At 68.8% G+C, this 19072-nt stretch carries 19 protein-coding genes; 8 read left to right on the top strand and 11 right to left on the bottom strand.

Features of this window, described 5'->3' with window-relative positions:
- Positions 1 to 93 precede the first annotated feature (93 nt).
- The 8 genes from AB7M35_RS23135 to AB7M35_RS23100 form a co-directional block, all read right to left on the bottom strand.
- Complete coding sequence (locus AB7M35_RS23135) at positions 94 to 1710, bottom strand: GMC family oxidoreductase (RefSeq protein ID WP_453962945.1); 1617 nt, start codon at positions 1708 to 1710, stop codon at positions 94 to 96.
- On the bottom strand, positions 1707 to 2510 hold the full coding sequence (locus AB7M35_RS23130; RefSeq protein WP_453962944.1) for an alpha/beta fold hydrolase: 804 nt from the start codon (positions 2508 to 2510) through the stop codon (positions 1707 to 1709). The genes AB7M35_RS23135 and AB7M35_RS23130 overlap by 4 nt, the downstream gene beginning before the upstream one ends.
- Positions 2511 to 2517: 7 nt before the next feature.
- Entirely contained in the window at positions 2518 to 3270 is a 753-nt protein-coding gene (locus AB7M35_RS23125) for a carboxymuconolactone decarboxylase family protein (protein ID WP_453962943.1), read from the bottom strand.
- A 22-nt stretch (positions 3271 to 3292) separates the two neighbouring features.
- Positions 3293 to 4306, bottom strand: a complete 1014-nt coding sequence (locus tag AB7M35_RS23120; protein ID WP_453962942.1) for an acyl-CoA dehydrogenase family protein — start codon at positions 4304 to 4306, stop codon at positions 3293 to 3295.
- A gap of 16 nt (positions 4307 to 4322) precedes the next feature.
- Entirely contained in the window at positions 4323 to 5486 is a 1164-nt protein-coding gene (locus AB7M35_RS23115) for an acyl-CoA dehydrogenase family protein (RefSeq protein ID WP_453962941.1), read from the bottom strand.
- Between the two features lie 111 nt (positions 5487 to 5597).
- Positions 5598 to 6806: a CaiB/BaiF CoA transferase family protein gene (locus AB7M35_RS23110; RefSeq protein ID WP_453962940.1), complete on the bottom strand. Its 1209-nt coding sequence runs from the start codon at positions 6804 to 6806 to the stop codon at positions 5598 to 5600.
- Positions 6807 to 6843: 37 nt separating this feature from the next.
- Entirely contained in the window at positions 6844 to 7299 is a 456-nt protein-coding gene (locus tag AB7M35_RS23105; protein WP_453962939.1) for a MaoC family dehydratase, read from the bottom strand.
- A 14-nt stretch (positions 7300 to 7313) separates the two neighbouring features.
- A complete protein-coding gene (locus AB7M35_RS23100; protein WP_453962938.1) occupies positions 7314 to 7760 on the bottom strand; it encodes an FAS1-like dehydratase domain-containing protein in 447 nt (148 codons plus the stop codon).
- A gap of 199 nt (positions 7761 to 7959) precedes the next feature.
- Here AB7M35_RS23100 and AB7M35_RS23095 point away from each other — a divergent pair, with 199 nt between their 5' ends.
- Positions 7960 to 8877: a LysR family transcriptional regulator gene (locus AB7M35_RS23095; RefSeq protein ID WP_453962937.1), complete on the top strand. Its 918-nt coding sequence runs from the start codon at positions 7960 to 7962 to the stop codon at positions 8875 to 8877.
- Positions 8878 to 8889: 12 nt separating this feature from the next.
- Here the strand turns inward: AB7M35_RS23095 and AB7M35_RS23090 are convergent, their stop codons facing one another.
- Positions 8890 to 9657 carry an alpha/beta fold hydrolase gene (locus AB7M35_RS23090; protein WP_453962936.1) on the bottom strand — a complete coding sequence of 256 codons (768 nt, stop codon included), beginning with the start codon at positions 9655 to 9657 and terminating at the stop codon, positions 8890 to 8892.
- A gap of 13 nt (positions 9658 to 9670) precedes the next feature.
- Positions 9671 to 10549, bottom strand: a complete 879-nt coding sequence (locus tag AB7M35_RS23085; RefSeq protein ID WP_453962935.1) for an MBL fold metallo-hydrolase — start codon at positions 10547 to 10549, stop codon at positions 9671 to 9673.
- Positions 10550 to 10814: 265 nt separating this feature from the next.
- On the opposite strand from AB7M35_RS23085, the gene AB7M35_RS23080 reads away from it, so the two are divergent.
- The 7 genes from AB7M35_RS23080 to AB7M35_RS23050 all read left to right on the top strand — a co-directional run bounded on the left by AB7M35_RS23080 (position 10815) and on the right by AB7M35_RS23050 (position 17373).
- Entirely contained in the window at positions 10815 to 11588 is a 774-nt protein-coding gene (locus tag AB7M35_RS23080) for an ABC transporter ATP-binding protein (protein WP_453962934.1), read from the top strand.
- A gap of 4 nt (positions 11589 to 11592) precedes the next feature.
- Entirely contained in the window at positions 11593 to 12465 is an 873-nt protein-coding gene (locus tag AB7M35_RS23075; protein WP_453962933.1) for a branched-chain amino acid ABC transporter permease, read from the top strand.
- Positions 12462 to 13505, top strand: a complete 1044-nt coding sequence (locus tag AB7M35_RS23070; protein WP_453962932.1) for a branched-chain amino acid ABC transporter permease — start codon at positions 12462 to 12464, stop codon at positions 13503 to 13505. The genes AB7M35_RS23075 and AB7M35_RS23070 overlap by 4 nt, the downstream gene beginning before the upstream one ends.
- A gap of 40 nt (positions 13506 to 13545) precedes the next feature.
- A complete protein-coding gene (locus AB7M35_RS23065; protein ID WP_453962931.1) occupies positions 13546 to 14766 on the top strand; it encodes an ABC transporter substrate-binding protein in 1221 nt (406 codons plus the stop codon).
- Position 14767: 1 nt separating this feature from the next.
- Positions 14768 to 15523 (top strand): ABC transporter ATP-binding protein, encoded by a 756-nt coding sequence (locus tag AB7M35_RS23060; RefSeq protein ID WP_453962930.1) that lies wholly within the window; start codon positions 14768 to 14770, stop codon positions 15521 to 15523.
- A gap of 97 nt (positions 15524 to 15620) precedes the next feature.
- Positions 15621 to 16379, top strand: a complete 759-nt coding sequence (locus AB7M35_RS23055; RefSeq protein ID WP_453962929.1) for an enoyl-CoA hydratase/isomerase family protein — start codon at positions 15621 to 15623, stop codon at positions 16377 to 16379.
- Between the two features lie 25 nt (positions 16380 to 16404).
- Positions 16405 to 17373 (top strand): D-2-hydroxyacid dehydrogenase family protein, encoded by a 969-nt coding sequence (locus AB7M35_RS23050; RefSeq protein WP_453962928.1) that lies wholly within the window; start codon positions 16405 to 16407, stop codon positions 17371 to 17373.
- Positions 17374 to 17600: 227 nt separating this feature from the next.
- Here the strand turns inward: AB7M35_RS23050 and AB7M35_RS23045 are convergent, their stop codons facing one another.
- Positions 17601 to 19007 carry an amidase gene (locus AB7M35_RS23045; protein WP_453962927.1) on the bottom strand — a complete coding sequence of 469 codons (1407 nt, stop codon included), beginning with the start codon at positions 19005 to 19007 and terminating at the stop codon, positions 17601 to 17603.
- Positions 19008 to 19072: the final 65 nt, after the last annotated feature.

The following is a 19072-nucleotide window of genomic DNA, read 5'->3' as shown; positions in this document are numbered from 1 at the left end:
CACCGGCGCCGGAGCACGCATCCCCCACGCTGAGCCTCCAGCAAGACCGCAATAGCCCCATAAGGGGGCATAACCCCTTGGAATTGCTTGCGGCTATCGCCGATCGGCCAGAATCATCTCCGCGGCCTTCTCGGCGATCATGATGGTTGGGGAGTTGGTGTTGCCGGAGGGGATCGTCGGCATCACCGAGGCGTCCGCGACCCGGAGGCCCTCCACCCCGAACACGCGCAGGCGCGCGTCGACGACGGCCATCGGGTCGGAGGCGAGCCCCATCTTCGCCGTCCCGACGGGATGGAAGATCGTTGTGCCGATGTCGCCGGCGGCCCGCGCCAGCGCCGCGTCGTCGTCGCCGACCTCCGGGCCGGGCAGCATTTCTTCCGGCCGGTAGCGCGCCAGCGCGTTGGCGGCGACGAGCCGCCGCGTCAGCCGGATCGCATTGGCCGCGGTCGTCCGGTCGTCGTCGGTTGAGAGATAGTTCGGCGCGATCTCCGGTGCCGCGCCCGGCTCCGGCGAAGTGATGTGCACGCGACCGCGGCTCGAGGGCCGCAGGTTGCAGACGCTGGCGGTGACGGCCGGGAAGCCGTGCAGCGGCTCGCCGAACTTGTCCAGCGAGAGCGGCTGGACATGGTACTCCAGGTCGGCGCGCTCCACGCCGGGAGCGGACTTTGCGAAGATGCCGAGCTGCGAGGGCGCCATGGTCAGCGGGCCCCGGCGGAACAGGGCGTAGTCGACCCCCATCCAGGCGCGCTTGAAGAGGTTGGCGTAGTCCTGGTTCAGCGTGCGCGCGCCCTGGACCCTGTAAATGGTCCTGAGCTGCAGATGGTCCTGCAGGTTCTCACCGACCCCCGGCCGGTCCGCCAGCACGGGCAGACCAAGCGTCTGCAGCGTTTCGCCGGGGCCGACGCCCGAGCGCATCAGCACCTGCACCGACCCGATCGATCCCGACGCGAGCACGATCTCGGCCCGGGCCCCGGCGCGGCGGCGGACGCCGTCCTGCAGCCATTCGACGGCCGTGGCGCGTCCCTCCTCGATGACCAGCTTGTCGACGGTGCATCCGGTCTCGAGCGTGAGGTTCCGGCGGTTCAGTACCGGCTTCAGGAAGCCGCGCGCCGCCGACCAGCGCACCCCGCGCTTCTGGTTCACCTGGAAGTAGGACGAGCCCTCGTTGTCGCCGCGGTTGAAGTCCGGAATCCGGGCGATCCCCAGCTCCTCGGCGGCCTCGCGGAAGGCGTCGAGGATCGGCCAGGAGATGCGCGGCTCCTCGACGCGCCATTCGCCGCCCGACCCGTGAAACGGCGAGGCGCCCGCGAAATGGTCCTCGTGGCGCTTGAACACCGGCAGCACGTCGTCCCAGCCCCAGCCGTCGAGGCCGAGCTGGCGCCAGTGGTCGTAGTCGGCGGCCTGCCCGCGCATGTAGATCATCGCGTTGATGGCCGACGACCCGCCGATCACCTTGCCGCGCGGATAGGCCAGCGCGCGGCCGTTGAGGCCCTTTTCCTCGGCGGTGCGGAAGCACCAGTCGGAGCGCGGATTGCCGATGGCGAACAGGTAGCCGACGGGAATGTGGAACCAGATCCAGTCGTCCGTGCCGCCTGCCTCCAGCACCAGCACGCGGGTGTTCGGGTCCGCGGACAGCCGGTTGGCGAGCACGCAGCCGGCCGATCCGGCCCCGACGACGATGTAGTCGTAGGTCTCGCCGCTGTCGCTCATCGCGAGGCCTCCGGTGCGTCGAGGAAGGCCGTCACCAGGGGCGCCACCGCCTGCGGCGACTGGACGGCCGGGAAATGGCCCGCCTCGGCGATCTCGAAGCGGCAGCCGGGGATCATCGCGGCAATGGCGCGCAGCCGCTCCACCGGATTGAACGGGTCCTGCGCTCCGGCGATCAGCAGCGTCGGCTGGGAGATGGAGCCGATCTCCTCCATGACGCCGGTCTCGGCGATCGCGCGGTACATGGCGGCGTAGCCCTCCGGGTCGGCGCCGTACCAGCGGGCGATGGCCCGCGCCTTCGTCTCCTCGTCGGCCCACAGCGCCTCGGGAAACGCCTTCGGCAGCACGGCATCGGCGATCGCCGGCATGCCGTCGCGGTCGAGGAGGTCGGCGGTCGCCATCGCCGCCTCCCGGCGCTCCGCAGGCACGCCGAGCGCCGGGGCTAGAAGGACGAGGCGGCGGCAGCGCGCGGCGTGGCGGGTCGTGAACCGCACCGCCACGGCCGCCCCGGCCGCCGCTCCCATCACGTCCACCGCTCCGGCGTCGCCGAGATGGTCGAGCAGCGCGGCGACGTCGTCGGCGAGAACGTCGAGGTCCAGGCGGCCCCGCACCTTCTGCGACAGTCCGGCGCCGCGCAGGTCGTGGCGCACGATGCCGAGATCGGGCGCAAGCAGCGGCACGAGATCGTCCCAGCTTTCCAGGCAGCCGGCGAGTTCGTGGATCAGCACCAGCGTGCGCGGACCGCGCCGGTCGATCGCGTAGCGGCAGGCGGCCCCGTTGAGCACGGCGAAGGCGGGTTTCATCGTCCGGTCACTCCACGTAGATGCCGTTCATGACGTCGTCGAAGCCGGGGACGCCGATGGTGCAGGTGTGGACGGCGAGCGCGGCGGAGAGCTGGATCACCATGGCGATCTCGCGCGGCGTCGCGCCGGCGGCCCGGGCGCCGCGGACGTGGCGGCGCACGCCCTCCTCGAACAGGCAGGTGGGGGCGGCGGAGATCGCCAGCGCGATCAGCTCCTTGTGCTTGCGCGACAGCGGGCCCGCCTCCCAGGCGGCCCGGCCGTAGTCCATGTAGGCACCGGCGATCTCCGGCGCGGTACGGGCCATGAAGTCGCCGGCCTCCGGCCAGGCGCCGGTGAGACCCCGGTAGGCCTCGATCGCTTCGCTCATGGCTGGCGGGAGCGGCGAGCGGTCCGCCGCCTCGTCCAGCTCCTCGGCGAGAATCCGCATTCCCATGGCAAGCGGCTGCTGGGCGGCGACCGCTGTCGTCAGGAGGATCACCTGCAGCACCTCCTCAGGACTGGCGCCGGCCTTGAGAGCGTATTCCATGTGCCGCCGGCCGCCGCGCTCGTACATGTGGTTCACCGAGATATCGATGGCGATGTAGACGAACTCGCAGAGCTTCTGGGGAAGCTCGCCCGACTGCGCCGGCGCCGACTGGAACGCCAGATACGCCTTCAGAAACTCGGGTGAACGCTCCAGGAGCACTTCGTGGAAGCGCGACCAGTAGCCCCGCGCGCGCAGGATCTCGGACTTCAGCTCCGCCTTCTCGTCCTCAGTCATCTCCGGTGCCTCCCTGTCTGCCTCATGCGTCCGCCGCCATCAGGACGTCGGCCAGTGCCTCCCGGGCCGGACGCGGCGCGGCGAGCGTGGTCTGGCAATAGACGATGCGCTTGAGAGTGCGGTGCAGCCCGTAGTCCCAGGTGAAGGCGATCCCGCCGTGCATCTGGGTGCAGGCTTCCGCGACGCGCCGGGCGTGGTCGCCGACATGGGACCGGGCCGAGAGCAGCGCCAGGTGCGCCTCGCCCGCCGGCTCGTCCAGCCCCTCCGGCGCCGTGCCGATGCACCAGGCGGCATACTCGACGGCCGCCTTCATCGTCTCCACCGAAACGGCGGCGTCGGCCGCCATGTGCTTGATCGCCTGGTTCTGGCCGATCGGCCGGCCGAACTGCCGGCGCTCCTTCGCGTAGCTCACCGTGAGATCGAGGGCATGCGCCGCGGCCCCCGTCATCTCGGCGAGTGCCAGCAGCGCGAGCAGGTCGTCGAGCCGGCGTCCGGCGGACGCGGCGAGTTCGTCGGCAGGCACGGCGGAAGCCTCGACCCAGGCCGCCGTGCTGGCGACGTCGAAGACATCGGCGGGAGCAAGCGTGATCGCCGACCGGTCGACCACGTGCCAGGTGCGGCGACCATCGGTCTCGAGCGGCAGGGCGAACAGCCGTGCCTCCTCGGCGAACGGGACGAGGGCGCGCCCGCCGTTCGGCGAGAGCGCTCCGGCCACCGCGACGCCGACCGGCTCGCCGGTGGAAAGGGCGTCGGCGAGGACCGGCGAGCCCGCCAGGGCCAGGCTTGCCGCCAGCATCTCCGTCAGCGGCGCGGCGGGCAGCGCCCGGCCGATCTCCAGCGCCGCCGCCACGGCGTCGACGGCCCCGAGCATCGGGATGCCGCCCTCGCGGGCGAACAGGCCGAGATCCGCGGCCGCCCGGGTTACGTCCGAGGCTGCGTAGGGAAAAGGCCGGTCCCCGGCGGCGGGAAACGCTGCAAGCATCCGGCCGACGCTCTCGCCGAGAAGGCGCTGCTCGAAGGAAAAGTCGAAATCCACCGTATCGCCCCTCCGTTCAGCGTGGCAGGCCGAGCATCCGCTCGGCGATGATGCTGCGCTGGATTTCCGAAGTGCCGGCGTAGAGCGTCTCGGCGCGCGCCTGCAGGTAGAGGTAGCGGAAGCGCTCGACCCCCGGTGCGCCGGCGGCGAAGTCCTCGCCCAGCACCTCCAGCGCGAACGTCGTGATGCGCTGGTGCAGCTCACTCCAGAACAGCTTCACGATGCTCGCCTCCGAGCCGATCCCCCTGCCGGTCTCGATCCGGCTCGCCGTCTTCAGGTTGAGGAGCCGCAGCATGCGGAGTTCCGCGGCGAGCGTGCCCACCGTCTGGCGGAACCATCCGTCACGTGCTTTCTCGGGGCGCGCCGCGAGCAGCCTCAGGAGCTCGGAGAACTCGGCCTGGAAGCGGGCCTGCCGGTAGAGCCGGGCCGTGGCGCGCTCGAAGCCGAGCACGCCGACGGCCGCATGCCAGCCCTCGTTGATGCCGCCGAGATGCATGCCGGCCGGAATGCGGACGTTGTCCAGGAAGACCTCGTTGAACTCCCGCCGATCCGTCATCTGCCGCACCGGCCGCACGGTGATGCCGGGGGTCTGCATGTCGAGGACGAAGAGGGTCAGCCCCTTGTGCTTCGGCGCGTCGGGGTCGGTGCGGGCCAGCAGGATGCACTTGTTGGCGAAGCGCGCGAAGCTGGTCCAGAGCTTCTGGCCGTTGACGACCCAGTGGTCGCCGTCGAGCACGGCGCGGGTGCGCAGCCCGGCGAGATCGGAGCCCGCCTCGGGCTCGGAAAAGCCCTGGCACCAGATGTCGTCGAGGCGCAGCAGGCGCGGGATCAGCTCCTGCTTCTGCTCCTCGGAACCGACCGCGAGGACGATCGGGCCGACCAGCTCCTTGCCGATGGTGTTGATGCCTTCCGGTGCCGAGGCGCGGCCGAATTCCTCCGCGGCGATCAGCTGCTCGACGATGCCGAGCCCCTGGCCGCCATAGGCGGTCGGCCAGTGGATGCCCTGGTAGCCCGCGTCGTAGAGGCTGCGTTCCCACCAGGTCTGGAAGCGCGCGTTCTCGTCCTCGTCGGCCGGCCCGGTGAAGCGCGGACCGGCCCAGTCGGCCGGCAGCTTCCGGGCGATCCAGTCGCGCAGGCCGAGCCGGAAGGCCTCCTGCTCGGCGGTGAAGGAAACGTCCATGGCGTGTCCTCTCCCCCGGTTGATCCGGGTGGTTCTCGTCGCCCGGTGCCGGGTCTGTGCAGCAGCCGCGCGCTGCTGCGCACGCGTGCGCGTTCGGATGCGGGTGCGCGCCTACTGCGGCTTGCCGAACGCACCGCGCGCGCGCAGGTCCGAGACCTCGTCCTCGCCGAACCCGGCCTCGCGCAGCACCGCGTCGGTGTGGGCGCCGAGCGCGGGCGGCGGCGTGCGCATCTCGCCCGGCGTGTCGGAGAGGTGGAACGGCGTGGCGACGTAGCGCGCCGGGCCCTCGTCGCCGTCGAACGCGAAGATGCCGCCGATCGCCGCAAGCTGGGGATCCTCGGCCGCTTCGCCGACATCCTGGACGATCGAGACGTTGACCTTCACCGCGCTGAGGCGCGCGTGGATCTCGTGCTTGGAGAGCGACCGGGTGACCTCGGAGATCGCGGCGACCACGTCGTGGCGCAGGCGCAGGCGCTCCGAGGCGGTCTTGAACTCCGGCCGGTCGAGCGCCTCCGGGTCGAGCGCACGGGTGAAGCGCTGCCACATCTCGTCGCTCGGCGCGATGATCACCACGTGGCCGTCGCTCGCCGGAAAGGCCTGGTTGGGCACGCTCAGATGGTTGGCCGTGCCCATCGGCCGGTGCTTGTGCCCGGTCAGCCAGTAGTCCTGATAGAAGTAGCTCATCAGGTGCGCCGAGCTCATCAGCAGCGAGGTCTCGACCTTCTGGCCCTTGCCGGTGCGCTCGCGGTGATAGAGCGCCGCCATCACGCCGCTGACGATGGCGAGGCTGGCGTGCAGGTCGATGATCGCCGAGCCGGCGCGCACCGGTTCGCCGCCTTCCTCGCCAGTGATGCTCATCAGGCCGGAATGGGCCTGCAGCGCCAGGTCGTTGGCGCCGACGCCGGCCAGCGGGCCCGCGCCGCCATAGGCGTGGAAATCGCAGTAGATCAGGCGCGGGTGGGTCTCGCGCAGGTCCTCATAGCCGAGGCCCCAGCGCTCCATCGTCCCGGGCCGGAAGTTGTTCACCAGGATGTCGGCGGAGGCGATCAGCCGCCGCGCCACGTCGCGGCCGGCCTCGCTGGCGAGGTCCAGCTCCATCGAGCGCTTGTTGCGGTTGAAGGCGCGGAAGGACGGGCTCGGCCCGCCGAGGGCCTCAAGCTCCTGGGTGGTGGCGCCCAGATAGCGGCAGTCGTCGCCCTTGACCGGGTTCTCGATCTTCACGACGTCGGCGCCGAGGTCCCCGAACAGCTGGGTGGAGTCCGGCGCGGCGAAGACGCGGGAGAAGTCGAGGACTTTGATGCCTTCCAGAACGGCGGTCATTTCCTACCCGTCGGTTTGCGCCCGTTGCTGAGCCGGCTCACGACCCGGGGACGAACACGGTGGCCTCGCCGATCGTCAGCCGGGTGCCGCCGTCGTCCTCGCACCACACGTCGAGGGTGATCTCGGTCGGCTGGCCGGCCACCGGTGCCACGTGGGCGACCCGCGCGCAGGTGATGACCACCTGGTCCTCGTAGATCGGGGCGACGTATTTCGTGCGCAGCCTGCAGCGTTCCGCGACGCCGCGCCCGAACAGGTCGATCAGCAGCGACAGGATCCAGTTGGTCGACACCATGCCGTCGGCGATGATGCCCGGCAGCCCCTGGGAGCGGGCATAGGCGTCGTCGTCGTGGATGGTCGGTTCCTGGGTGTGGATGCGCCCGTCGTCCGCCGCGATGGTCGGCTGGGCATCGACGTACCAGCGCATGCGCTCGCGGGTCATCGGGCGGGGCGGAAGGCGGAACTCGGTGCCAACGGTGGGCTGGAAAGGGGTCATGGTCGCGCCCTCGCTCACGATGCTTCGCCGTCGTCGGACTGCGCGTAGGAGAGGATCACCCGGTCGAAGTAGCGCACCAGCAGCTCGTCCGTGTCGGTCCGGCGGAGCTCCATCTTCAGGACCACGTAGTCGCGGCCGTTCTTCTGGTAGCGCTCGGTGATGAGCCCGGAGACGGTCAGCCGGTCGCCCACGCGGACCGGGGCGAAGACCTCCGCGTCGTATTCGAAATGGATGCGGGCGGAGGGGCCGGTGCCCTTCGGGCAGGCGTGGCGGTAGAGCCGCAGCTTGTCGAGGTGGATCAGCGTCGGGGGCATCACCTGCCCCTCGCTTCCCTGGAAGCAGGGATGGTGCATCTCGACTGCGTGGCTGTACTCGCGGACGACGAAGGAGCTCAGCGTGTAGTCCACCGGCCCGAGCACGTCGCCGGTGTCGAGATCGGATACGTAGCCGCCGACCGCCATGATCGTCCTCTCCCTGGGGGCCGGTCGGCGCCTGAACCGTCCGCGCCGCGCGCCCCGCGTTTTGTCTTGAAAGTCGAGTTAGCACGGGGCGCGGGGCGCCTGAACGGCGATGAGGCAAGGGCCTTCTTTGCAGAATTTGTAAAGATGGCGGCTTTGAGCTACCAAAATCCTCAGAATCAGGCGGTTTCGGGGGTTTGAGTTGGAGTGGGTCCAGACGCTGCGGTCCTTCACCACGGCCGTGCAGGAGGGGAGCCTGTCCGGCGCCGGGCGCCTGCTCGGCCTGTCTCCGGCCTCCATCTCGCGGCACATCTCGTCGCTTGAGGACCGGCTGGAGACGCAGCTCCTCAAGCGCTCGAGCCGACACCTCGCGCTGACGGAAGCCGGCGAGATCTACTACTCCCGCGTCGAGCAGGTGCTGGCGCAGCTGGAGGAGGCCAACCGCTCGGTCAGCCAGCTGCAGGCGAAGCCCCAGGGGGTGCTGCGCGTGCATTCGCGGATGCTGGTCGGGCAGCTGATGATCCTGCCCTACCTTCCGGAATTCCTGTCGATCTATCCCGACATCACCGTCGACCTGATGATGTCCAACTCCATCGCCCCGGTGATGGACCAGGGAACCGACGTGGACATCCGCATCGGCCGGCTGGAGGATTCCTCGCTGATTGCCCGCAAGCTGACCTCCAGCGAGCGGGTCGTCTGCGCCAGTCCCGGTTATCTCGCGGAGCGGCCGGCGATCGCCGAACCCGCCGACCTCAGGCACCACAACTGCCTGACCTACCGGATCAATCTCGGAACGCCGGTCTGGCGGTTCCTGGACGCGGCCGACCGGATCGAGGAGGTGCCGATCCGCGGCAACGTGCGCACGGATTTCGGCTTCGCGCTGGTGACCATGGTGCGCGACGGGGTGGGCATCGGCCTGCTGCCGGACTGGTCGGTGCACGAGGACCTGAAGAGCGGCCGTCTGGTCCGGCTGCTGCCGGACTACAAGGTGAGCCACATCGACTTCGACAACGGCGTCTACGCCGTGTTTCCCGCGGCGCGGCAGACCTCTGTGAAGCTTCGCCTGTTCATCGACTTCATCGCCGGCGTCTTCAAGCGCGAGCTGGAATCCACCGGCTGACCGGGGCGGGTCCTAGGACCCGGTCGCGGCCATGAAGCGGCGCAGTTCGGCCACGAACCGCTCCGGCGCCTGGTAGGGCACGAAGTGGGCGGCCTCTGGCACCGGCACGATCTCGGCCTGCCGCACGAGGGTGCCGATCTCCCGCGCGCCATCCGGCGGCATCAGGACGTCCTTGCCGCCCGGCATCAGCATCACGGGACAGGTGAGCTGCGGCAGGGTCGGCCGGATGTCGATGTCGAGAAAGCCGAGAACGGACAAGGCGTACCCCTCTGCCGACTGGGCGGCGTAGCGTTCGACGAACCGCGCGTAGCGCGCGTCGCGCGGCATCTCGTGAAACGAGGTCTCCGGGGCCTTGGGCATCAGGACCGCCATGCCGTGCGTGCGGACCTCCTCGGTGCGCGCCCGGAGCATCTCCTTCACGTGCGGCAGGTTGCGCAGCCCGGGGTTGGTCATCACCAGGCCCGAGCAGAGCGTCGGCTCCCGTGCCGCGAGGATGGCGGCGACCATGCCGCCGATGGCGCACCCGGCGAGCGTCACGCGCGTAAGACCGAGGTCCTCGATCATCGTCGCCAGATCGGCGGCATGGCCCTCCGCGTCGACCGGCTCGGCCGGCAGCGGCGTTTCGCCGGCGCCCTGAAGGTCCGGCGTGACGCAGAAGAAGTCCCGCGACAGCTCCGCCACCGCCTCGTCCCAGAAGCGGTGATCGGTTCCGAGCGCATGGACGAACACGATCGCCGGTGCCGACCGGTCGCCGTGCGTGACGACGTGCAGACGGGCCATGGTCGGGCCTCGCCTACGGCGTTTCCGGAGGACGCTCGAAGACGTAGCCGTTCGGGCCGCTCCGCACGTAGCCGCAGTAGGGCGCGACGAAGTGTGCCGGCAGGATCAGCGCGCCCTCGTCGGCGGCGTACTTCAGCATCTTCGCGCGGGTCTCGTTGGCGAGTTCCGGATTCTCGCAGTACTTGCTGCTCCATTCCGGGTGGGGGATCTGGATCGGCTGGTGCATCGCGTCGGCGATGAACAGGGCTTCCTTACCGCCGCTGCGCACGCGGATCCCGACCATGCCCGGCGCGTGCCCGGGAAGCGGAACGAGATCGACGCCCGGCACGATGGTCTCGGTGCCCTCCACGACGCGCATCTGGCCGGCGTCGACGATGGGCTGCACGCTGTCCAGGTAGGTGGTCCAGGCCTGGGGCGGCTTCTCCGCCGCGCCCCGCCTGGGGTCGCGCACCTCGAGCTCGGTTGCCGTCGCGACATATTCGGCGTTGGGGAACGTCGGCACCCAGGCGCCGTCCTGCAGGCGGGTGTTCCAGCCCACATGATCGACGTGCAGATGGGTGAGCAGCACCATGTCGACGTCGTCGGGTTCGACGCCGGCCGCCGCGAGCCGCTCCAGGAAGCCGGTCTTGTTGTGATGGAAGCGCGGGGACAGGGGACGGTCCTTGTCGTCGCCGCCGGCCGTATCGATGACGATCGTCTTGTCCGGCGTGCGCAGGATCCAGCTGTGGATCATCGAGTAGAAGCAGTTGCGCTCGGGATTGTAGAAATCCGGGATCAGCCAATCGCCGTGTTCGGCGACCGTCGCATCCCCGAAGTGCTTCAGCAGGCTCACGTCCTCATCGAGGACGAGCTCCTCGACGCGCGAAATCCTGAAGTCACCGATCTCGATCAAGTGCTTCCTCCATTGTTTCGTTTGGAGGGAGTATATCGCCCAAAGGAGGGGGCATCATTGCAAATCCCGCAACGAAGGTTTGCAGTCGGGACGCTTATCCGGCCTCCCGCGCTTGGCTAGTGTTGTCGCAACGACAACAAGATCAGCCATAGGGAGATGCCTTTCGACGATCCGGCCTTTCCGGCCGCGGACCGTTCGCTGCGCGAACCGGGACGTGGAGGCGGGCGAGACCGGGATCCGGCGAGGCTGTCATCTGAAACGCCGCATGAGCACGAGCCTTCTGGACATCTCAGGGGTGGGTATCACGTTCGGGGGCATTCGCGCGCTCAGCGAGGTGTCCCTGTCCGCCGCCGCGAACGCCGTGACGGCCGTGATCGGGCCGAACGGCGCCGGCAAGACCACGCTGTTCAACGTGATATCCGGCTTCTATCCCGCCCGGGAAGGCTCGGTGGCGTTCGACGGCCAGGACCTTCTGAAGCTCTCCGCGCACAAGCGCTGCGACGTGGGCATCGCCCGCACGTTCCAGAACATCGCGCTCTTCCCCGGCATGACGGTCGCGGAGAACATCAAGCTCGGCGCCCATCACCAGCTCAGGACCGGGCTTGCCGCCGCCGCCCTCTATCTGGGGCGGGCCCGGCGCGAGGAGCGGGCGCTGGACCGGCGCATCGACGAGGAGATCCTGCCGCTTCTCGATCTCGAGGACGTGCGGGACCGCTCGGTCTCGGGCCTGCCCTACGGCGTCCAGAAGCGGATCGAGCTCGCGCGGGCCCTGGTGAGCAAGCCGAAGCTCCTGATGCTCGACGAGCCGTTCGCCGGCATGAACACGGGCGAAAAGGCGCGGATGTCCAAGTACATCGCCCAGATCGTCACCCAGACCGACCTGACGGTGATCCTGATCGACCACGACATGGAATCGATCATGACCATGTCCAACCACGTCGTGGTCCTCAACTTCGGCCGCGTCATCGCCGCGGGTACGCCGGCCGAGGTCCAGGCCGATCCGGCGGTCATCGAAGCCTATCTCGGCAAGGAGGAATGAGCCGGTGAGCCTGTTCCTCGAATTCAGCCTCGTCGGGCTGGCCTCCGGCGGCATCTACGTCCTGGCCGCGCTCAGCTTCGTCATCGTCTTCAAGGCGACCAACGTCTTCAACTTCGCCACCGGCGAGATGATGATGCTCGGCGCCTATCTCTTCTTCCTCTTCGACCGCCAGCTCGGGCTCGGCTGGGCCGGCGGGCTGGTGCTGGCGCTGATCGCTTCCGCGCTGGTGGCGATGCTGACCGAACGCGTCGTGCTCCGGCCGCTGGTCGGACGGCCGCACATCGTGCTGGTCATGGTGACCTTCGGCGTGGCGAGCGTGTTCCGGGGGATCGCGGGCCTGATCTGGGGTCCGAACAACCAGCTGCTTACCGAACTGCTCCCGCGCACGCCCCTGTTCCTCGGCGACGTGCTGATCCCCGGCAAGCTCGCCTGGGGCTTCGTGGCGGCGGGCGTCGTGGCCGCCCTGTTCATCGCCTACTACCGCTTTTCCCGGGCAGGCACCGCCATCCGCGCGACGTCCACCGACCAGGTGACCGCCGAAAGCCTCGGCATCAACATCGGCTTCGTGTTCCTGCTGTCGTGGGGCCTGGCGGGCGTGCTCGCCGCGACGTCCGGCATCCTCGCCGGCTCGGTCAACGGCGTGACGCCGCAGCTCGGTCTGGTCGCCCTCAACGTGCTGGCCGTGGTCATGCTCGGCGGTCTCACCAGCGTCGGCGGCGTGGTGATCGGCGGCCTCTTCATCGGCTGGCTGGAGACCATCGTCGGCGCCTATCTGGGCGCGGCCTGGCAGAGCTTCATTCCCTACCTGATCGTCCTTCTCGTCATGTTCGTGCGGCCCACCGGCCTGTTCGGCGAAAATCGGGTGCAGCGCATATGAGCGAGCACGCCACCACGATCGATCGTACCCCGTCGCCGCGCGCCTCCGTTGCGGGCAAGGTGGAGACCGTCAGCTGGATCCTGCTGGCTCTGGCGATCATCGGCCTGCCCTTCTTCGGCTCGGTCTACACGCTCTACATGGCCTGCCTGATCGGCATCAACGTCATCGCCACCGTGGGGCTCAACATCACGGTCGGCTATACCGGGCTCCTGTCGGTCGGCCATTCCGCCTTCCTGGGCGTCGGCGCCTACGTCAGCGCGCTCATGTGGCTCCATCTGGATACGCCGCTCGCCCTCAACATCGTCGGCGGCGCGGTGGCGGCCTTCCTGGTCGGGCTGGTCTTCGGCATCCCGGCGCTGCGCATCAAGGGCGTCTATCTCGCCATCGCGACGCTCGCCGCCCAGTACATGCTTTATTTCGTGTTCCAGCAGTGGACGCCTGTCACCGGCGGCGATCGCGGCCTGTCGCTGCCGAAGATCGACGTCTTCGGCATGGGCGACGACGGATTCTACTACGTGGTCGCCGGCGTCGCCCTGCTGACCACGCTGGCGGCGCGCAACCTGTTTCGCACCCGGGTCGGCCGGTCGTTCATCGCGGTGCGCGAGAAGGACTACGCCTCCGAGGTGCTGGGCATCAACGTCGTCGCGACGAAGCTCGTGGCGTTCGGCCTGGGCGCCGCCTATGCCGGGGCGGCCGGCGCGCTGCTCGCCGTCTTCCTGCGCATCGTCAATCCCGACCAGTTCACCCTGCAGGTGTCGATCTTCTTCCTTGCGGCGGTGGTCGTGGGCGGACGGGCCTCCATGCTGGGATCGATCCTCGGCGCGCTGTTCATGACGCTGATGCCGGAGTTCCTGCGCTTCGGCCTGGAATCGGCCGCGGGCCCCGGCGCGGACCTGGCCGGGCTCCTGTCGCCGCTGCGCGAGATCATCTTCGGCGCCCTCATCATCGGCTTCCTGATCTTCGAGCCGCGCGGGCTGGTGGGGCTGCTCCGCCGGGCTCTCGGTCAGGTCGAGGAGGTCGACGCCCAGGCGGAACACTGACGACAACGACAAATCACGACTGAAGCGGGAGGAAACGCTCATGTTCGACTGGAATCGGAGAAGCTTCATCGGCGGCGCGGCCGGTCTCGCGTTCGCGCTCGCGGCCGGCGGCATCGCGCCGGCGGCGGCGCAGGGGGGCGAGGCACTCAAGTTCTGGGTGCCGCTGCCGCTCACCGGACCGCTCGCGGTCACCGGCCAGGCCCAGCAGGTCGGCTGGGAGCACGCGGTCGACTGGATCAACAAGGAAGGCGGCATCGAGGGCCGGCCGATCGACATCGAGTTCTACGATGACGAGTACAAGGTCGAGCTCGGCGTGGCCGGCTTCAAGAAGGCGGTCTCCGGCGGCGACGTCGTCTTCTCCGGCGGCGACGGCACTCCGTTCGTCCGCGCGATCTCGCCGGAGAACAACGAGTCCTTCAAGACGCTGATGTCGAACACCGGGGCCGCGTCGGACCTCGTCGACACCGACAAGTACAAGTATCACTTCCTCGTCGGGCCGACCTATACCGACCAGGTCCACATGCTGTTCAAGTACATCAAGGACCACCAGAAGGGCGACACGAAGCCCAGGGTGGCGATGGTCTACTCAGCCTCGGAGTTCGGCCGCGATCCGCTTGAGAACGCCCGCAAGCTTGCCGACGAGATGGGCATCGAGATCGTCCTCGAGCAGGAGACCAAGTGGGTCGAGGTCGACGTGACCTCGCACGCCATCCGCATCCGCCAGGCGAAGCCCGACTACGTGATCTTCCACGGCTATGCTGCCAACGTCTGGCCGGAAATCGTCAAGCTGGTGCGCGACTACGGGGTCGAGACCCAGTTCATGGGCACCCTGTTCGGGTCGCATCCGGACGTGGTCGGGACCATCGGCGACGCGGCCAACGACTATCTCGGCACCGTGTCGGTCAACCTCCTGGTCGGCGAAGCAGACACGCCGATGATGAAGACCATCGACGAGTACCTGAAGACGTGGACCGACAAGCCGTACACCGGCTACGCCAACATCGGCTACATGCAGAGCTGGGCCACGGCGATGGTGCTGCGCGAGGCGATCGGCGCGGCGATCCGCAACGGCGAGGAGCTGAACGGCGACACCCTGATCAAGGAGATTTCCGCGATCAAGGACTTCGACGCCGGCGGCATCTTCGGCATGCCGATCAGCTTCGTCGACAACCGTATCCCGTACGGCGTGATCTACCGCTACACCATCAAGGACGGCAAGCTGACGGTGTCGGAGGCTGCGCCCTGGATGAAGGTCGACTGAGATGACCGCAGCCCTGGAGCTCGCTGATCTGAGCGTCGTCTACGGCGGGTCCAACGAAGCGCTGGACGGCGTTAGCCTCAGCGTGCCCCAGGGCGGCTTCGTGGCGCTGCTCGGCACCAACGGTGCCGGCAAGTCCACGACGCTGAAGGCAATCTCCGGGCTGCTCCGCTTCGAGAACGGATCGGTCCGGCGGGGCACCATCCGCTACATGGGGGAGGACATCGGCGCGATGCCCTCCTACCGCCGCGCCCGGCGCGGCATCCTGCACGTGCGCGAGGGGCGGTGCGTGTTCCCCACCATGACGGTGGAGGAGAATCTGGAGGCGGCGCTGTTTGCCCGCAGCGGGCGCGGCCCGGCGGTGGCGCGGCGCACCTACGACGAGATCTTCCACTATTTCCCGGCGCTGAAGGAGCGCCGCCACTCTGCCGCGGGCTATCTTTCCGGCGGCGAGCAGCAGATGCTGGCGATCGGCCGCGCGCTGTTCGCCCAGCCCGAACTCCTGATGGTCGACGAGGCCTCGCTCGGCCTCGCGCCGAAGATCGCGGCGGAAATCTTCACGATCCTGCGGCAGATCAACGAGGAGCGGGGCCTCTCGATCCTGGTGGTCGAGCAGAACGTCGCGCTGGCGCTGCGGCGGGCCGATTACGGCTACGTCCTGGAAAGCGGCCGGATCGTGGAGGAGGGGAAGGCCGACACCCTCACCAACCGGGAAAGCCTCTCGAAGCGCTATCTCGGCGGCGGCGACCACGCGCACTGACGACACTGGCCCGGCGCGCGTCCGGCGCCCGCGGCACCTCGCCGGAGGCCCGTCGGCGGTCGGCGCCGGCCCTTCGCGACATGGAAGGATACGAGACATGGATCTGGAGACCTGCCGCCTGGACGTGTCGGAGGGCATCGCCACCGTCACGCTGGCGCGCCCGCCCGTCAACGCGCAGAACAGGCAGATGCGCGACGAGATCATCCGCGTGTTCGATGCCCTCAGCGACCGCGACGACGTCCGCGCCGTCATCCTGACGGCCGAAGGCAAGGTCTTCTCCGCCGGCGCCGACATCAAGGAGCGTCGGACCCTGGTGCAGGAGCCCGGCGACTATGTCAGCCACAACCGGGTGACGCGGGAGTTCTTCTACGCCGTCGCCGACTGCACCAAGCCGGTGATCGCCGCCGTGCACGGTGCGGCGATCGGCGCCGGATGCGCCCTGATGCTCTACTGCGACATCATGATCTGCAGCGACGACGCCTTTATCCGCATGCCGGAGATCGACGTGGGGCTGGCGGGCGGCGCGCGGCTGATCATGGACCATTTCGGCCGCTCCAACGCGCGCTACATCTATTTCACCGGGCGCGACGTGCCGGCCGCCGAGCTCCACCGGCTCGGCATCATCACCGCCTGCGTGCCGCGCGAGCGGCTGATGGACGAGGCGATCCAGATCGCCCGCGGGATCGCCGCGAAGAACCCGCAGGCGGTGCGCTGGATCAAGCGCTCGCTTGAGGTGGTGTCGAACCTGCCCGCCCGCGAGGCCTATCGCTACGAGCAGACCATCACCCACGACCTCTCCACCACCCGCGAGGCGCAGGACGCGCAGACGGCGTTCGTGGAGAGCCGCAACCGATAGACCGCCGAGACGGAAGGGGAGACCGATGGCCGTGCACCGCTGCGCCGTCCTGGACGACTATCAGAACGCCGCCGCCGGGGCGGCGGACTGGTCGGCGCTGTCGCCGGAGGTGGCCGTCGACTTCATCGACCGTCCGATCCCAGCCGATGAGCGCGCCGAGGCGCTGGCGCCCTATTCCATCGTCGTGGCCATGCGCGAGCGTACCCCGTTCGACGCGGATCTCCTCGCCCGGTTGCCCAACCTGAAGCTTCTCGTGACCACCGGCATGGGCAATGCCGCGATCGACATGGACGCCGCGAGGGAGCGGGGCATCGTCGTGTCGGGAACGCGCGGCTCCGTCGGCCCCGCCGCCGAGCTCGCCTGGGGGCTGCTGCTGGCGCTGATGCGGCATATCCCCGAGGAGCAGGCGAACTTCCGCGCCGGCGGCGACCGCTGGCAGCTCACCCTCGGCCGCGATCTCAAGGGCAAGACGCTGGGCGTCGTCGGGCTGGGCAAGCTGGGCAGGCGGGTCGCCGGCTACGGCCGCGTCTTCGACATGCGGGTCCTCGGCTGGTCGCGCAGCAACACGCCGGAGCGTTCCGCCGAGCTCGGCGTGGAGTATTGCGCGACGCTCGCCGAGATGCTGCCCGAGTGCGATGTGGTCAGCCTGCACCTGACGCTGACGCCCGAGACGCGCGGCATCATCGACGCCCGGGCGCTGTCGCTGATGAAGCGCGACGCGGTGATCATCAACACCTCGCGCGGTCCGCTGATCGACGAGGCGGCGCTGGTCGCCGCGCTGCAGGACGGCCGGATCGGCGGGGCGGGGCTCGATGTCTACGACGCCGAGCCGGTCGACGCGGACCATCCGTTCCGCACGCTCCCGACCGTCGTCTGCACGCCGCACCTCGGCTACGTCACCCGCGAGACCTATGCGATCTACTATTCCGACGCCGTCGACGACATCCGCACGTTCCTGGCCGGCGAACCGGCCCGGGTGCTGACTGCGGGGTAAACATCGGTAGTCGATGTGCATTAGCGGAGGGAATTGTGCCAAAGTGCTATGGGCGACATGGAGCGCCAATCGGTGACGCAGTGGCGACCATCGGCTAAGTCGAGCAGACCCAGCATAGAGAATTCCGGGTTGCATGACGGGGCTCTGGCCCGGAGGGTTGCGGCGCAGAGTGCTGGCGGCAGGGCCGCAGGATGCGGCGCTCGCACCGGATCAATCGCAGCGCCGGCTCAGGCGGCAAGTGCCAGGTCGACCGGGCACGCCGCCTCGATGACGGCCCCGGCGCGTAAGCACAGCTCTTCGCGGAACCGGCCACCGACGATCTGGACGCCTGTCGGCACGCCGTCCGCGCGCGGCAGGGGAACGGCCAGCCCAGGCAGTCCGAGCACGGAGATCGCCAACAGCGGCGCCTGCGCCGCGAGCATCTCCCTCACAACGTCGTCGCCTTGCTGGTCGAGGTCGATCGGAAATGGAAGCTGGCGAGATACCGGCATCAGCACCAGCGGATAAGTCTGCAGGAACTGCTGCCAGTCTCGCAGCCATGCTGCCCGGAGCCGATACGCATCTACTGCACCGGGGAGGTCGAGCTGCCGGGCGGTTGCCATCGTCGAGGCGCGGGCTCGCTTAAGGGCCGAGTCCCCGAGGTCAGCGATGTTGCGGTTCGCGCTTCCCTGCTCCTCGGTCCTGATCAGCGAGAAGAACAGGTCGGCGATCTGCGAGAAATGCGGCGGCTGGGCCGGTTCGACTCGGTAGCCCGCGGCGGTCAACAGTTCCGCAGCCCGATCCAACGCGCCCAGCACTTCAGGCGCCACCGTCGCGCCGTCCGCGCAAGTCGTGAAAAGGGCGACCCTGCAAGGACCAGCCGGTTCCCTGGTCTCAAGCGGTACCGGTACTTGCCAGACATCCCGAGGGTCCGGTTGCGCGAGCGCGTGGTATCCCAAGCGCAAATCCTCGACCGTGCGGGCCAGCACACCCTGAACGTTGGCCAGCTGGCTGAAAAGCGTGAGCTCTCCGAGCGAAGAATTGACGTTGGGAACACGGCCAAACGACGGACGCAATCCAAAGACTCCGCAGGCATAGGCAGGGTAGCGAACCGAACCAGCCCGGTCGTTCCCGTGGCCAAGCGCCCCGACACCGCACGCCACGGCTGCGGCGGCTCCGCCGCTGGAGCCCCCCGGCGTGCGTTCCGGGCACCACGGATTCAGCGTTCGTCCGTAGAGGTCGTTGTCCGTGAAATAGCGTGCACTGAAGGCCGGCACGTTAGTGCGGCCGATCCCGATCGCGCCGGCCGTCTTCCAGTTGAGCACGGGCGAGCTGTCTTCTGTCGCAACCCGATCGCGAAAAGCTGCGACGCCGTCAGTGGTGGCGCGGCCGGCAACGTCTACGTTGATCTTGTAGGTGACCGGAACACCGTGCAGCGGACCCAACGGTTCCCCCCTGGCGCGGGCCCTATCGGCCAGGTCAGCCGCCTCCAATGCTTTCTCCATCGGCTCGACAACGCAGTTGACCCGTCCGTTCACCGCAGCGCAGCGTTGGAGCGCGCTTTCGACCGCCTCTCGGCTGGAAATGTCACCTCGGCGAATGGCCGCCGCGAGGCTCGTTGCGGACCAGCGCCAAAGCTCGTCTGAAGGCGGCATTCGTGAATCCCTTGCTCACATCAGCGGTCCGTTTCGGCGCCCTCCGGGCGGCGGGAAGCCCTTCC

The organism is Amorphus suaedae (genome assembly GCF_053629675.1).
Note: the sequence above shows the minus strand (reverse complement) of the source record. Positions and strands in the feature narration are given on the sequence as shown.